General features: G+C 71.0%; 10 protein-coding genes. 8 read left to right on the top strand and 2 right to left on the bottom strand.

What is annotated here, in order from left to right; genetic code table 11:
* Window position 1: 1 nt before the first annotated feature.
* Window positions 2-1,009, bottom strand: a complete 1,008-nt coding sequence (locus ACFY23_RS27215; protein WP_350680798.1) for a Gfo/Idh/MocA family oxidoreductase — start codon at window positions 1,007-1,009, stop codon at window positions 2-4.
* Window positions 1,010-1,022: 13 nt separating this feature from the next.
* Complete coding sequence (locus ACFY23_RS27210) at window positions 1,023-1,886, bottom strand: Gfo/Idh/MocA family oxidoreductase (protein WP_350680800.1); 864 nt, start codon at window positions 1,884-1,886, stop codon at window positions 1,023-1,025.
* A gap of 212 nt (window positions 1,887-2,098) precedes the next feature.
* Between ACFY23_RS27210 and ACFY23_RS27205 the strand changes: the two genes are divergently transcribed.
* The 8 genes from ACFY23_RS27205 to ACFY23_RS27170 all read left to right on the top strand — a co-directional run bounded on the left by ACFY23_RS27205 (window position 2,099) and on the right by ACFY23_RS27170 (window position 15,048).
* Complete coding sequence (locus tag ACFY23_RS27205; RefSeq protein WP_350680802.1) at window positions 2,099-3,058, top strand: acetylxylan esterase; 960 nt, start codon at window positions 2,099-2,101, stop codon at window positions 3,056-3,058.
* Window positions 3,055-4,059 (top strand): hydroxyacid dehydrogenase, encoded by a 1,005-nt coding sequence (locus ACFY23_RS27200; RefSeq protein WP_350680804.1) that lies wholly within the window; start codon window positions 3,055-3,057, stop codon window positions 4,057-4,059. Before ACFY23_RS27205 ends, ACFY23_RS27200 begins: the two co-directional genes overlap by 4 nt.
* A gap of 252 nt (window positions 4,060-4,311) precedes the next feature.
* Entirely contained in the window at window positions 4,312-5,541 is a 1,230-nt protein-coding gene (locus tag ACFY23_RS27195; protein ID WP_350680806.1) for an extracellular solute-binding protein, read from the top strand.
* 67 nt (window positions 5,542-5,608) lie between these two features.
* Entirely contained in the window at window positions 5,609-6,544 is a 936-nt protein-coding gene (locus tag ACFY23_RS27190; RefSeq protein ID WP_350680808.1) for a sugar ABC transporter permease, read from the top strand.
* Window positions 6,541-7,422, top strand: coding sequence for a carbohydrate ABC transporter permease (locus tag ACFY23_RS27185; protein ID WP_350680810.1), 882 nt, complete (start codon window positions 6,541-6,543; stop codon window positions 7,420-7,422). Before ACFY23_RS27190 ends, ACFY23_RS27185 begins: the two co-directional genes overlap by 4 nt.
* Window positions 7,423-7,516: 94 nt before the next feature.
* A complete protein-coding gene (locus ACFY23_RS27180; RefSeq protein ID WP_350680812.1) occupies window positions 7,517-9,595 on the top strand; it encodes a hypothetical protein in 2,079 nt (692 codons plus the stop codon).
* An 87-nt stretch (window positions 9,596-9,682) separates the two neighbouring features.
* Window positions 9,683-12,157 carry a hypothetical protein gene (locus tag ACFY23_RS27175; RefSeq protein WP_350680814.1) on the top strand — a complete coding sequence of 825 codons (2,475 nt, stop codon included), beginning with the start codon at window positions 9,683-9,685 and terminating at the stop codon, window positions 12,155-12,157.
* A complete protein-coding gene (locus ACFY23_RS27170) occupies window positions 12,154-15,048 on the top strand; it encodes a hypothetical protein (protein WP_350680816.1) in 2,895 nt (964 codons plus the stop codon). Before ACFY23_RS27175 ends, ACFY23_RS27170 begins: the two co-directional genes overlap by 4 nt.
* Window positions 15,049-15,062: the final 14 nt, after the last annotated feature.

Genomic DNA, 15,062 nt, shown 5'->3' with positions numbered 1-15,062 from the left:
GTCAGTGGAGGCGGACCGGTTTTCCGGCCCGGCCCGACTGGTAGACGGCCTCGATGAAGGCCACGGCCGCCCGCGCCTGCGCGGCGGTCACCAGAGGCGGACGACCGGTGCGGGCCGCGGTGACGAAGTCGGTGAGCTGGGCCAGCTGCTGGTCGGTCGGCGCGCCGTCCGGCCTGGGTGGTTGCCCGCCGTGCTTCGAGGTGTAGTGGGTGATCTGTTCCGACTCCACCACCACCGAGCCGCCGTCACCGAAGACGGTGTACCGGATCGGGACGCTGTCGTAGGCGGCGGTGGTCGCCAGGAAGGTCAGCAGGGCGCCGCTGCGCAGCCGGGCGGTGATGGTGACGGTGTCCTCGACCTCGATGCGTTCGTGGGCGAGCAGGTCGGTGTACGCGAACACCTCGTCGACCTCGCCCAGCAGCCACAGCGCCAGGTCCACCAGGTGCACACCCTGGTTCATCAGGGCGCCGCCGCCGTCGAGGGCCCAGGTGCCACGCCAGTCGCCGGCGTCGTAGTACTCCTGGCTGCGCCAGAGCGCGACCTCGACGGTGGCGGACGTGATCCGCCCGAGGTGACCGTCGCGGATGGCGCGGAACACGAACTGGTTCGCCTCGGCGAACCGACGTTGGCTCACGACGCTCAGGGTCCGGCCCGACCGCTTCTCCGCGTCGAGGATCTGATCCGCGGCCTCGACCGTCACGTCGATCGGCTTCTCGAGCAGCACGTGCTTGCCGGCTTCCAACGCGGCGACCGTGACGGGCGCGTGCAGGCCGCTCGGGATCGCCACGATCACGGCGTCGACGTCCGGGCGGGCGAGCAGCTCCGGCACGGACCGGGTGGCGTCGACGCCGAACTCGGCCGCGACGGCGTCGGCGTGTTCGGTGCTCTCGTCGGCGACCGCGACCAGCGTCGCGTCGGCGGCGCCGCTGACCAGGCGCCGGACGTGGGCCTTGCCGATGACGCCGACCCCGATGACGCCGACGCGGAGCGGACCGTGGGGAGGGGGCATGTTCCGTCCTTTCCTAGGAGCGGCTGGTCAGCGCGTCGGTGATCGCCGCCATGACCACGATCGGGGAGAGCAGGGTGCGCGGATCGACCGGTGACCGCCCTTGGTCGCAGGCGTCGATGAACCGGGCGAGGGCGGGGGCGTTGTAGTCGGGGCCGATCGTCGGGGACTCGGTCAGTACGCCGCGCGTCCCGGTGGCCATCACCTGGAACGGGACGCGGTCGTCGGCGGGCGTGACGAAGGTGAAGGTCACCACGACGTCGGCTATCCGGGTGAGTGCCACCGTGGTGTCGCCTTCACGGACCAGGTCGACCGATACCGACTCCGGCTCGACGTGCGGATCGCCGAGCAGTTGGAGGGCCAGTTCGACCTGATGGATGCCGTAGAAGAACAGGCCCGCCCACTCGCTGTCGGGGTCGGCCGGGCCGATGACGGCGAGCTGGCGCAGCCGACCGATCCGTTCTGCCGGGTCGGTGAGCCGGGCGACCTCGGGGACGAACCGCAGCGCCGAGCAGGACACCAGCGGCGCGTGGCCGCGCGCGGCGGCCGCGAGGATCGCCTGCGCGTCGTCGACCGATGCGGCCAGGGGCTTGTCGACCAGCACCGGCAGCCCGGCGTCCAGCAGTGGCTCCGCCTGCTTGCGGTGGTGGCGTCCGTCGCGGCTGCTGATGATCGCCGCGTCGACCCGTCCGACGAGGTCGCTCGGCTCGCCGACGACGAGGTCGATGCCGCCGGTCTCGCACAACGCCGTATTGCGGTCGGACGGGCCGCCGGTCAGGGCGACCACCCGGTTGCCGGGGTGCCGCTGCTCGGTGTTGAGGAAGCGGATGAAGTGGTCGACGTGCGAGTTCTCGGTGCCGATGATGCCGATCCGTCTCACACGATCGCCCTCTTCGAAATCGACGGCCAACTGTCCCCAGCCTTACCTGCAATCGGTTGCACGTCAAGAGCCTCCTGGGTTGTCGAGGTGTCCTGCCTGGATGGACGTGCTGCACGTTAGCCGCATCCGGCGGGGGTGCCGCCCACGGGGACCGGGAGACTGCCACGAGCAATCGATTGCAGTCGGGGCGGGCGCGGCCTTACTCTGGCCCGGTGATCCCGGACGGTGCCGCAGACGAGCATCACGAGCCGGAGCGGGGCCGGAGCTGGTGGCGCCGGTGGCTGGGTGCGGTCCGGGATCCGGACGGGTCGTGGGAGATCGGACCGGTGCGGAAGACCGCGGACGGGACGCTGCGCCAACCGGTCGACCTGACCTCGTACGGGACGACGATGCGGGCGGAACTGCTCCGGCCGGCGGGCGAGGATGTCCGCCCGGCCGTGGTCGTGCCGTTCTACGAGGTGGCCACCCTGGTCGGTGAGCCGTGCGCCCGCACCGCCGGCCACAGCGCCGCGCGACGGCGATCGCAGGCGTACGCCCGGCACCTCGTCGCGCGGGGCTTCGCGGTCCTCGCCGTACCGTGGTGGTTCGAGTACGTGCTCGGACCGGTGCGGGCAGCGGCCTCGCTGGGCGAGCGGTACAAGCCGAGCGTCGCGTCGCACGTGGACTCCCTGACGACCACCGGTCTGGGCCGCAGCCTGGCCGACCTGTTCCTCGCGGTGGACGCCCTCGCCGGCGTGCCGTGGGTGGATCCCCGGCGGATCGGCGCCTTCGGCCACTCGCTCGGCGGGAAGCTGGCGCTGCACCTGACCGCGCTGGACACGCGGATCGCCGCGGGAGTCGCGCACGAGCCGGGCCTGGGCCTGGCGTACTCGAACTGGGCCGACCCCTGGTACCTCGACGGCGCGGTGCCGCCCGACCGCGACCACGACGACCTGCTCGCCCTGGTCGCGCCGCGGCCGTTCCTGCTCGCCGGCGGCGGCGCCTCGGACGGCTGGCACAACCACCACCTGGTCGAGCGGGCCGCCCGGCGGTGGACCGAACCGTCCGGTCTGGAAACCCTCTACCACAACAGCGGACACGCCCACCCCGACCACGTCCTGGACGCCTGCTACGCGTGGCTGCACGGGCGCCTGGCCGCTGCCGACACGCCCGAGGAGACCTCCCCGCCATGACCAAGCCGACCGTCTGCGTCGTCGTCGCCCCGGACGAGTACGACCTGCTGTTCGCGCCGGAATCCCAGCAGCGCCTCCGCGACCACGCGGTCGTCGAGTTCGGCGACGGCGACCGGCGGACGCTGCTGCCGCCCGACGCCGCCGACAGGTTCGACGTCGTCATCACCTCGTGGAGCACCACGCCGTTCGACCCGGCCCGACTGCGCGGCGAGCGGCTCCGCCTCGCCCTCTACTCGGCCGGTTCGATCCGCCGGCTGTTTCCGGTCGAGGTCCTCCGGTCCGGGCTGCGGGTCTGCCAGGCCGGCGCGGCGGCCATGGCGCCCGCCGTCGCCGAGATGGCGCTCACCCTGACCCTGGCCCTGTTGCGGAACGTGCACCGGCACGACCGCGCCCTGTGGACGGGGCGGGACTGGGCGGCGGCACGGCAGCCGGTGCTGGGCCGGGCGCTGGCGGCGCGCAACGTCGGGATCGTCGGTTTCGGCCGCACCGGCCGGGAGTACGCGCGGATGGTGCGGGCGTTGGGGGCGTCGGCGCTGCGCGCGTACGACCCGTACGCCGACCCGACGGTGGCCGCGGGGCACGGGGTGGAGCTGGTCGGGCTGGCGGAGCTGTTCCGGTGCAGCGACGTCGTCGCCGTGCACGCGCCGTCCACCCCGGAGACCCGGCACCTCGTCGGTCGGGCCGAACTCGCCGCGCTGCCGGACGGCGCGATCGTGGTCAACACGGCCCGCTCCTGGGTCGTCGACGAGGAGGCCCTGCTCGCGGAGCTGGTGCCGGGGCGGCTGTCGGCCGGGTTGGACGTGTTCGACACCGAGCCGCTGCCGGCGGCGAGCGCGTTCCTGGGGCTGCCGAACGTCATCGTCACGCCCCACGTCGCGGGCGGCACGGTCGAGGCGCGACGGACGCAGGGTCGGATCGTGGTCGACGAGCTGTGCCGGTTCGTCGCCGGCGAGCCGCTCGAACACGAGGTGAGCGTGGAGTCCTACGACCTGCTGGCGTGACCGGGGCGGTGGCGGCGTCGACGGCCGGAGGTGGACCCGGCGGGACGGGGACACCTCGCCGGCCATCGACCGGCCCCGCTCCCCGCGACCCCCGCTCGCCGGAAAACAGTCCGACCCGTCGATGCCCTTGACCGGTGGCGATGCCGACGCTAGGTTCTCTGCAACCGATTGCACAGTGAGGAAGCACACTGTCAGGCTGTTTCAGGAAGAGGGGGCGGCATGAGCGGTATTTCCAGACTCCGATTGGGCGCCATGGCGCTGACGATGACGCTTGCCGTCGCCGGCTGCAACGGCGGGGGCGACAGCGCGATGCCGACGGACCCAGGTGCCGTCGAAGGTTCGGTCACCTTCTGGACCTATCCCATCGGGGACAGCGGCAAGGACAGCTACTGGGATCCGGTGGTCGAGCAGTTCAAGCAGAAGTACCCGAAGGTCGACATCGACGTCGTGGTGCAGCCGTTCACCAACCGCGAGGAAACCCTCGTCACGGCGATCGCCGGCAAGCAGGGCCCCGACGTCGTCTACTTCAACCCCGACTTCATCCCCAAGTTCGCCGTCGAGGGCGTGCTGGAGCCCGTCGAGGACGTCATCGCCGACGACCGGGACGACTTCACGCCGGCGGCGCTCGACGCGATGTCGTGGGAGGGGAAGCTCTATGGTGTGCCGCTGCTGATGCAGGCGCTGATCGGCGTGTGCAACAAGAAGGTGCTCGCCGCGTCCGGGGTGGAGAAGTGCCCCGAGACGTGGGCGGACATCGAGCAGATGGCGCCGAAGGTGAAGGCGGCCGGATACGTCCCGACCGACTACGTGGCCGCCCAGACCCTCACCCTCAACCACAGCTTCTACCCCTACCTGTGGCAGGCCGGCGGTGAGGTCCTGACCGCCGACGGCAAGAAGGCGGCGTTCAACAGCCCCGAGGGGCTGCGGGCGCTGGAGTTCGTCAAGAAGCTGGTCGACAACGGGTGGACCTCGCAGCAGAGCCTGACCACGGCCGAGACGCTGGAGCAGAGCGCGCTGGGGCAGGGCAGGCAGGCCTACTCGCCGAACAACACGACCGTCGGCCTGTCGAAGCTGTTCAAGCCGGAGGAACTGGTGGTCAGCCAGCCGCTCACCGACAAGGTGCAGGTGGCCGCCGGCTCGGTGGGTGGCCTGTCGGTGCTGGCCGGCAGCGACGCCAAGGCCGCGTCGAAGGCGTGGATCGACTTCCTGACCAGCCCGGAACACATGCGGTCCTTCGACCAGAAGAACGGCTACTACGCGCCGCGGAAGTCCGTCACGGGGCTGTACGCGGACAACCCGGGGATGGCCGAGGGCGAGAAGCACCTGGACGTCATCCGGTCGGGTGTCATCCACCCGAAGGCGCGGGAGATCATGAACCTGATCAAGCCGCACCTGCAGGCCGTGCTGCTCGGCAAGACCGCACCCAAGGATGCGCTCGCCGCGGCGGAGAAGGACGTCAACGCGCTCCTCGAGCGCCGCTGATTCAGATTCGACGGTCGCAGGCGTGGCCGTGTCCGGCACGCCTGCGACCACCACCGAAGGAGGTGTGGTGAGCGAGCAGGCCGTAGGGACAGTTCAGCCAGTGCCGCAGTCGGGGGCACGACGCGCGAGAAGGCCCTGGTGGCGCTCGCGGGCCGCCTTCGCCGGCTACGTGTTCATTCTGCCGTACGTCCTCCTCTTCCTGGTGTTCCGGATCATCCCCTCGGTCATGGGCATGTTCCTCAGCCTGGGCGACTACGGGATCGCCGGCACCTTCACCTTCGTGGGGACGGAGAACTTCACCCGGCTGTTCGGCGATTCGCTGTTCTGGAACTCGCTGAAGGTCACCGCCTACTACACCCTGCTCACCATCCCGCTCAGCATGGGTGTGTCCCTGGCGATGGCGACGCTCTGCGACCGGACCCTGCGCGGCATGAGCATCTACCGCTCCATCTTCTTCCTCCCGGTCGTCACCAGCACGGTCATGTCCGGAATCATCTGGGTGTGGATCTTCGAGGTCGACGGTCCGCTCAACTGGCTGCTCAACCTCGTCGGCATCCCGGATGTGGGCTGGTTGCAGAGCGAGGCCATGGTCATCCCCGCGCTGGCGATCGTGAGCGCGTGGAAGGGCTTCGGCTACAACATGCTCATCCTGCTCGCCGGAATGCTCGCCATCCCCAACGAGTACTACGAGGCCGCCCACGTCGACGGGGCCGGGTGGCGGCGACGTTACTGGCACGTCACGCTGCCGCTGCTGAAGCCCGCCCTCTTCTTCGTCCTGGTCCTGGAGATCATCGGATCCTTCCAGGTGTTCGACACCATCTACGTGATGACCGGTGGCGGTCCGGTACGCGCGAGCTACTCGCTGACGTACATGATCTACGACCAGGGCTTCGGCTACTTCGACTTCGGCTACGCCAGCGCCGCCGGCGTCGTCCTGCTGGTCATCACCCTCATCACCTCGCTGATCCAGCACCGCCTGATGAACAAGGGGGCCTCGGCATGAGCACCACGGTCGCGCAGGCCCCCGCCCCACCAGTGACCAGCACACCACCCAGCCCGGTGCGGCGCCCCCACCGGCGGCGCCGGGCCCTGTGGATGCACGTTCCGCTGGCGCTCTGCGCGGTGGTCACGTTCTTCCCCTTCTGGGCGATGCTCGTGCTGTCCCTGCAACCCAACGAGGGCGTGGAGCTGCCGGGTTCGCTGCTGCCGGACAGGATCTCGTTCGACGCGTACGCCGACGCCCTCGGCAGCAACCAGGTGTACGAGTGGGCCCTCAACTCGGCGGTCTACTCGTTGGCGTCGGTGGTGCTCGTCCTGCTCTTCGCCTCGATGGCGGGCTACGCGTTCGCCAAGAAGCGGTTCCTGGGCAGGGAGTTCGTCTTCTGGCTGTTCGTCGCGATGCTCATGGTGCCGGGGCACCTGACGCTCATCCCGCTGTTCATCATGGTGTCGGAGATGGGGGGCCTCGACACGATGTGGGGGATGATCGTCCCCACCATCGCCAACGCCCAGGCCATGTTCCTGATGCGGCAGTTCATCCAGGAGATCCCGGACGAGTTGATCGAGGCGGCCCGCATCGACGGCGCGAGCGAGTTCCGGGTCTACTGGTCGATCATCCTGCCGCAGACCAAACCGATCATGGCCACCCTCGGCACCTTCGTCTTCCTGTGGCACTGGAACGACTTCCTCTGGCCCCTGGTGTCCCAGCGCAGTCCCGGCAACTACGTGCTGACGGTGGGTCTGAACACCCTCCAGGAGCAGGACACCGAACTGGCCACCACGATGGCCGCCTCCGTCATCACCTTCCTCCCCACCGTCCTGGTCTTCGTCCTCCTGCAGCGGTTCTTCGTCCGCGGCGTGATGATGAGCGGCCTCAAGTAAAGGGCGTCACGCGCTCGGCGGCACGCCCTTCCACCTGTCTCTGCCATCGATTGCAGCGTCTCCCGCGCAATCCGGACGCACAGAAGAGGTGCCCATGCGATCCCTCCTGCGCAACGGACTCCGGCGAGGGTCCGTCGTCCTCGCCGCCTGCCTCCCGCTCCTCCTGCTGACGACCACCGCCACCCCGGCGGCGCCCCGCCCCTCCGCCGTCGTCGCGACCGCCGGCCAGGTCACGGACCTGGGACCGGCGCTCTACACCGTGAACGTCCGCAACGCCGAGTTCGGCACGCTGCCCGACGGCACGCCGGTGGCCTACGCGATCTCCAACGGCACACCGGCCAGCTTCACCGTCGTCGACGCCCGCGACGGCAGGCGGATCACGGCGATCCCGCTGGACGGCTACACCGTCGGCGGGTGGGTGGAGCTGGCGTCCGACGGCACCGTCTACTTCTCCGTACGCGCCCCCACGCCGGCGGCCGTGTTCCGCTTCCACCCGGACACCATGGAACTGGAGCACCTCGGCGGGATCGCCGGGGAGACCGCCCTCTACTCGGCCACCTTCGACGCGAACGGCGTGCTCTACTTCGGCACCTACCCGCACGCGAAGCTCGTGTCGTACGACCCGGCGACCGGCCGGTTCCGCGACTACGGCAGCCTCACCACCGACGCCGCCTACGTCTTCTCGGTCGGGATCGTGGCAGGCAGGGTCTGGGCCGGCACCGGCCCGGTGCCCCACCTCTACCAGGTCGACCCGCAGTCCGGCCACGCCACCGAGATGTCGGTGCCCGCGCCCCTGCTCGACAACACCGACTGGTTCATCGGCATCGAGCCCCGCGACGACCTGGTCTTCGTGCGGCTGTCCCCCCGGGGCACCTACGACCTGGCGGTGTACGACCTGAAGCGCGCGCGGTGGCTCGACGAGGTCATCGGCAACACCTTCGGCGCGGAACCGACCGCCCAGGGGCGCGACGGCACCTTCTACCTGATGGCCGGCGGCAACCTCATCGGCTACCAGGTGCCCGCCCGGCGCCGCGTCCCGACCGGCTTCGAGGACAGCGCCCTGCCGGCCCAACTGGCCGACGCGGTGGGCACGTACGGGATGAGCGTCGTGGACCTGCGTGAACCGCTCTTCCCCGGCGAGACCGTGGTGGGCATCGACACCGACGGGCGCCTCTGGCACTACAACCTCGCCACCGGACGGTCCCGCCTCGTCCCCGCCGACGTGCTGGGCTCACCGGCCGGGGCGCACAGCATGGGCGTGGGCCCGGACGGAACCGTGTACATGGGCGCCTACCTCAGCAGCGGCGTGATGAGCCGGATCGACCAGGAGTCGCAGCAGGTCGAGCAGATTCGCGGGCCCAAGCAGGCCGACGCCATCGTCAGCCACCACGGGACGATCGCGGTGAGCTCCTACCCGGGCGCGGTCGTGCACACCGGGGATCCGGCGCAGCCCTGGGCCTGGGGCACCAACCCGCGCAAGGTGCTGGAACTCGGCCGGGGCGAGCCGCACTTCCAGGACCGGATCTTCGCCATGACCTCGGCGGGGGAGCGGCTCGCGGTCGGCAGCGTCCCGGACTACGGGCAGCTCGGCGGCGCACTGACCCTGGTAGACCCCGCCACAGGGGCCGCCGAGGTCCACCGCGACGTCGTCGAGGACCAGAGCGTCGTCTCGCTCGCGTACCGGGACGGGTTCGTCTACGGCGGCACGTCGATCCACGGGGGGCTGTCCAGCGAGCCGACGCAGGACCAGGCCCGGCTGTTCGCCTGGGACGTGGCCGCCGGCCGGCTCGCGTGGAGCGCCGTGGTGGTGCCGGGCGCGACGGTCATCCACGAGCTCGAGTTCGGCCCCGACGGAACGCTGTGGGGGATGGCCGACGACGGCACCATCTTCGCGTACGACCCGGGTCGACGGACGGTGCTCCGGTCGGTCGCCTCCGGCCTGCGCAACACCAACGGCTGGGGCAGGGTCTCGTCGCTGTACCACCGCCCGGCCGACGGCCGCTTCTACGGCAACGCCGGTGGCCGGCTCTTCCGGTTCGACCCGGCGACCCTGGCGGTCGAGGTGCTCGTCGAGACCGGCGTACGGGAGTCGGCGATGGACGGGCAGGGCCGGATCTACTTCGCCGACGCCACCCACGTCTACCGCTTCGATCCCGCGACGACAGACCAGTAGCGCCCACCCCGGCCCGCTCGCCCCGGCGCGCGGGCCGGCCCCCCGTTCGCCCATCCTCCCGTCCCGCGTCGACCGAAAGGTGACACCATGCCAGGTTCATCCAGACCCGGCCCACGCATCCGCCGCAGGGCGTTACCCGCCCTGCTCCTGTGCGCGGCGGTATTCGCCGCGCTCACCGCGCCCGCACACGCCTCACCCGTACCCGAGACGAGCGGCGCCGCCGCCGCGCACGACCCGATGGCCGAGTTCGCGGACCTCGGCTCGATGTACACCGCCAACGTGCGGCTCGCGGCGATGGACGTACGCCCCGACGGCACCCCCGTCGTCTACGGCTTCAGCGACGGCACCCCGGTGAGCTTCAACGCCGTCGACGCCCGCACCGGCGAGCTGCTGCACACCACGACGTTCCCCGGCTACACCGTCGCCAGCGCCGTGGTGGTGGACGACTCCGGGCTGGTCTACCTCAGCGTCCGGGCGCCCAACGACGGCACCCTGTGGCGGTACGACCCCGCAACCGACCAGGTGACCCAGGTCGCCACGGGGGTGGTCGGTGAGGGGATGCTGCGGACGCTGCTGATCAGGAACGGCATCCTCTACGGCACCACCTACCCGGACGCCAAGGTCTACTCCTACGATCCCGCCAACGGGGCGTTCCGTGACTACGGCGGTATGACGAGCGACGGGGACTACGCCTGGGGCTTCGACGAGGTCGACGGCAAGCTCTGGGTCGGCACGGGCGCGGTCCCGCACCTGTTCAGCCTCGACCCGACGACCGGCGCGAAGACCGAGATCCCGCTGCCGGAGCCGGTGGCGACGGGCGCCAGCTTCATCAACCGCGTCACCCGGCACGGCGACCTGGTGTTCGTGCAGTACTCGCCGACCCTGGACGGCCGCAACCACCTCGTCTACGACCTGTCCGCCGGGCGTTGGTGCTGCGCCGACACGGTCGGGCAGCCGATCGCCTTCGGCCACATGACCCGCGGCGCCGTGGACGGCCGATTCTTCTACGCCTCCGGCAACAAGATCCAGGGCTACGACATCGCCGCCCGGCAGACGACGTCCATCGGTTGGGAGGACAGCCCACTCGCCGCGGCGCTCGGCACCACCCGCGCCTTCGAGCCGATGCAACTGGGCACCCCGGAGTTCCCGGGCACGACCCTGGTGGGCATGCGCGGAGACGGCACGATCTGGCGGTACAACCTGCAGAACCGTACCGGCGACATCCTGCCGAACGTCATCCAGAGCACCCCGGCGACGGTCCACTCGGTCGGCGTCGGCCCCGACGGGAACGCGTACTTCGGCGCCTACCTGAGCGCCGGCGTCATGGCCCGGGTCAACCGGGGGACCGGACAGCTCGAGCAGTTGTCGGGGCCGAAGCAGGGGGACAGCATCATCGCCCACGGCGACCGGATCGTGGTGGGCAGCTACCCCGGCGCGGAGTACTACGCGGGCGAGGTCGGCGGTGACGTCGCCTGGGACTGGGGCAGGAACCCCCGGCACCTGTTCTCGCTCGGCCGCGCCGAGCTGGGGCAGGACCGGCCGGTGACGCTCGCGTCGGCGGGGGACGTGGTGGTCGGTGGCACCGTCCCCGACTACGGGGAACTCGGCGGCGGGCTCGTGGTCTTCGACCCGGTCAGCGGGGCGTACCAGTTCCATCGCGACGTCGTGCCGGACCAGAGCGTGACCGCGCTGACCACCGTCGACGGGCTCGTCGTCGGTGGCACCTCGATCCACGGCGGCCTGTCGAGCACCCCGACGCAGGATCGGGCCGAACTGTTCGTCTGGGACGTCGAGGCCGGCGAGAAGGTCTGGAGCGCCCCCGTGGTGGGCGGCGGCGAGGTGGTCCAGGCGCTCGCCGCCGGCCCGGGCGGCATGGTGTGGGGCCTGGTCGGGGACGGCACCGTCTTCGAGTTCGACCCGCGCACCCGCGCCGTCACCCGGTCCTTCGACGCCGGGTTCGCCGACGGCAACCTGTGGGGCTTCCGCACCGAGCTGTTCTACCGGGCCGCCGACGCCCGCTTCTACGGCAATGCCGGGGGGAAGCTGTTCTGGTTCGACCCGCGGACCCTCGACCGCGGGCTGGTCCTGGAGCGGGACGTCCGCATCGCCGGCATGGACCGCGACGGAACGATCTACGTCGCGAACAACACCAACGTGTTCCGCTGGGAACCGGCCGACGATCCCCGCGCCTGCGACGCGACGGTCACCGGTACGCACGACGGCCCGCTCCGGGTCGACGCGGGCAAGACCTGTGTCACCGGCGCGGTGGTCAACGGCCCGATCCAGGTCGGCGCCGGGGCGAGTGTCCGGATCGAGGACTCCCACGTGCACGGTGGCGTGACCACGGACCAGGCCCGGGTGGTGAGCATCGTCCGGTCCCGCGTCGACGGGGCGGTGTCCATCACAGGTACCAGCGGAAGCGTGCTGCTGTCCGGCAACACCGTCGACGGCGCGCTCGCCTGCGCGGAGAACGGCTGGGCGCCGACCGACGACGGCGTCCGTAACACGGTGACCGGGCAGGTGTCAGGGCAGTGCGTCGGACTGAAGGGAGAGTGGTCGTGAGCGACAACCGACGGAGCCGGGCCTGGGCCCGGTGTGTGCTGGGCGCGGTGGTGCTGGCGCCCGTGGCGCTCCTGGCGCCACCCGCGAGCGCCGGTACGACCGGCGTGACCGCGGGTACCAGCGGGAACCTGCTGGCGAACGCGAGCTTCGAGGAGGTGGGGCCGGACGGCCTGCCCGCGAGCTGGTCCCCGCTGTTCGCCGGCTCGGAGAAGTACTACTCCCTTGACGACACCGACGCCAGCGACGGTGCCCGGAGCCTGCGGGTACGCGACGCGAGCACGACTGCCGGCGCCGGCCTGCGACCCGCGCGCGTACCGGTGACCGGGGGCACGAACTACACGTTCTCGATGGACCTCAAGCTCGCCAGCGGCGTCCTGCAACCGACGGTCTACTTCTACGACTCCGCCGGCGCCCGGATCGCCCAGCCCTACCAGGTGCTGCGCCCCGCACTCGGGGCCTGGGACCGCCAGGCGGCGACGTTCCCGGCGCCGGCCAACGCGGTCAGCGCGGAGCCGGTCATCTACTCCAGTTCGGTCGGCACCGCCGACGGCCTCGTCGATTCGGTCGCGTTCGCCGCCACCGGCCCCGCTCCACAGCCGCCGGCCGGTGTCGAGCAGGATCTGGGCAGGCCGATCGCCGGCATCACCAACGCCGGCGCGGGTTACACCACCGACTCGGCCGGACGGGACATCGGGGTGGTCATCGGCGGCGGCAGCCCCTCGACGTTCAGCGCGGTGGACATCGTGACCGGTGCGCGGTTGATGAGCCGGACGATGCCGAACGTGATCATGTCCTGGTCGTTCGTCACGACCGCCGACCGCGACATCTACATCGGCACCCAGACCAAGGGGGAGGTGTGGCGGTTCGACCCGGACGACCTCACCCTCGAACTCGTCGCCACCGCGCCGTTCGGTCAGACGCACCTGTGGTCGGCGACCCTCGACGACCGCGGCCGGCCGGTGTGGGGCACCTATCCGGACGGCAAGGTGATCGCCTACGACCCGGCCACGGGGCAGTGGCAGGACTACGGGGTGCAGGTCGCGGGCAACATCTACGTGCGCAGCATCGACTCCGACGGCCGGTACGTCTACGCCGGCGGCGGCGCGCTGCGGGCCAGCCTCACCCGCCTCGACACGCACACCGGTGAGATCCAGGAGATCCCGCTGCCACCCGGGCACGAGGCCGACACCTTCCTCTACGACGTGACCGTCTCCGGCGGGCTCCTGTTCGCCCGGCCGACGCCCTCGACCGACCTGCTCGTCTACTCGCTGGCCGAGCAGGCGTGGGTGGACGTCGTACCCCAGGTCGTGGGTCTGGCGGTGTCTCCCGAGGTGAGCACCGAGGACAGCGGCGTGCGCCGGCGCGAGGCGCTGATCGTGCCGATCGACGGTGCGGTGATCGCCTACGACCTCGACACCCGGCAGCAGCGCCGGATCTCCATGAACCTCCAGGGCTCCGCGGCCCGCGGCTGGGCCCTGATGGACCTGGGCACCGACGGGTTCCCCGGCACGTCCGTGGTGACCGCGACCAGCAAGTCGATCTTCCACGCCTGGAACCCCGCCACCGGGCGGACGGCCGTGGTGCGCGCCGACGCGGAGCTGACGCCGTTCCTGATCCGGTCGATGGCGACCGGACCGCGCGGCGACGTCTACGTCGGCGGGTACGGATCCCCGCCGGGGATCGCCCGGGTGGACGTGGACAGCGGCGCGACCGAGCCGCTCAACGGCGTCGGACAGACCGAGGGGCTCGTCGCCCACGGCGACCATCTCGTCTTCGGCACCTATCCGGGAGCGCGGATCTACGCCTACGACACCACCCGGCCGTGGGATCCGGCGACCAACCCGGTGACGGACCGCGACCGGGTCATCTCGCTGGGCAATCACCAGGACCGGCCCGTCGGCTGGGCCAGCGCCGGTGACGTCGTGGCCATCGCCTCGATGCCGGACTACGGGCAACTCGGGGGAGCGCTGTCCCTGTTCAACCCGTCGACCGGCGACCTGCGCGTGTTCCGCGACGTCGTCAAGGACCAGAGCCCGCTCGCCCTGGCCTACCGGGACGGCCTCGTCTACGGCGGCACCGGCATCTGGGGCGGCATCGGCATCGAACCGACCACCAGCGAGGGCAAGCTGTTCGTGTTCGACCCGGCGACCGGGAAGGTGGTGTTCGAGACCGTGCCCGTCCCCGGGGAGGAGAACGTCTCGGCCCTCACCTTCGACGACGACGGCAACCTGTGGGGCTTCACCGCGAACGCGCTGTTCAAGTTCGACCCGGAGACCCGCAGGGTGGTGTTCCGCAAGACCTACTTCGGGGTGGACGACAGCAAGATCTACGCCACCGGCCGGGAGCTGTTCTGGCACCACGGGAAGCTCGTCGGCACCTCGACCGGCCGGCTCTTCGAGATCGACCCCGCGACCCTGCAGATGACGGTCCTGCAGACCGGGATGGCGAACCTGGCCATCGACCGCAACGGCTCCTACTACTACAACCGTGGCAGCACCCTGCACCGCTGGGTGCCGGAGCCCGTGGCGCCCGCCTGCGACCGGACGGTCACCGGAACCCACCACGGCGAGCTCACGGTCACGGCCGGGACGACCTGTGTCCGGAATGCCGACGTCCGCGGCGACATCGTCGTCCGCCCCGGCGCGGCCGTGCTCGTCGAGGACTCACACCTGCAGGGCGAGGTGGAGGCCGACCACGCCCGCGCCGTCTGGCTCCGCCGGTCCCAGGTCCGCGGCGCGGTGAGCGTGGCCGGCACCGGCGGCTGGGTGGTGCTGTCGGGCAACCGGATCGCGGGATCGCTGACCTGCACCGGGAACGACAGCGAACCGACCGACCGGGGCGAGCCCAACAGCGTCACCGGTGACAGCCTGGGGCAGTGCGCCGGCATGTGACGGCGGCGGCACCG

It is taken from the genome of Micromonospora sp. NPDC000121, from assembly GCF_042899165.1.
In the GTDB taxonomy this organism is placed as follows: Bacteria; Actinomycetota; Actinomycetes; order Mycobacteriales; family Micromonosporaceae; genus Micromonospora.
This window is presented reverse-complemented; position numbering and strand designations above follow the sequence as displayed.